The organism is Raoultella sp. T31, assembly GCF_002806725.1.
GTDB lineage: Bacteria > Pseudomonadota > Gammaproteobacteria > Enterobacterales > Enterobacteriaceae > Klebsiella > Klebsiella electrica.
The window spans coordinates 1-518 of the sequence record NZ_PIBO01000099.1 but is presented as its reverse complement, the minus strand read 5'-3'; the positions used below and the strand labels follow the sequence as shown (position 1 = coordinate 518).

The following is a 518-nucleotide window of genomic DNA, read 5'->3' as shown; positions in this document are numbered from 1 at the left end:
CCCTGATGCATCCGTAGCTCAGCTGGATAGAGTACTCGGCTACGAACCGAGCGGTCGGAGGTTCGAATCCTCCCGGATGCACCATCTTCTCCGAGATAACAGCAAGACTGTTGTTTCATGGTCTGCGAAATTATCGCCAGCACCAGGGAGGATAACGTTGCGTAAGCAACGGCCCGTAGGGCGAGCGAAGTGAGTCATCCTCCCGGATGCACCATCTTCTCCGAGATAACGACGAAAGTGTTATTTCATGGTCTGCGAAACAATCGCCAGCACCAGAGAAGAAAATGTAGTAAAGCAGTTCCCCTGATGCATCCGTAGCTCAGCTGGATAGAGTACTCGGCTACGAACCGAGCGGTCGGAGGTTCGAATCCTCCCGGATGCACCATCTTCTCCGAGATAACAGCAAGACTGTTGTTTCATGGTCTGCGAAATTATCGCCAGCACCAGGGAGGATAACGTTGCGTAAGCAACGGCCCGTAGGGCGAGCGAAGTGAGTCATCCTCCCGGATGCACCATCT

The 518-nt window shown here is 53.7% G+C and carries 2 tRNA genes; both read left to right on the top strand.

Annotated elements, in window-relative coordinates:
- Positions 1 to 7 precede the first annotated feature (7 nt).
- Positions 8 to 84, top strand: a tRNA-Arg gene (locus CWM52_RS25915).
- Between the two features lie 224 nt (positions 85 to 308).
- Positions 309 to 385, top strand: a tRNA-Arg gene (locus CWM52_RS25910).
- Positions 386 to 518 lie beyond the last annotated feature (133 nt).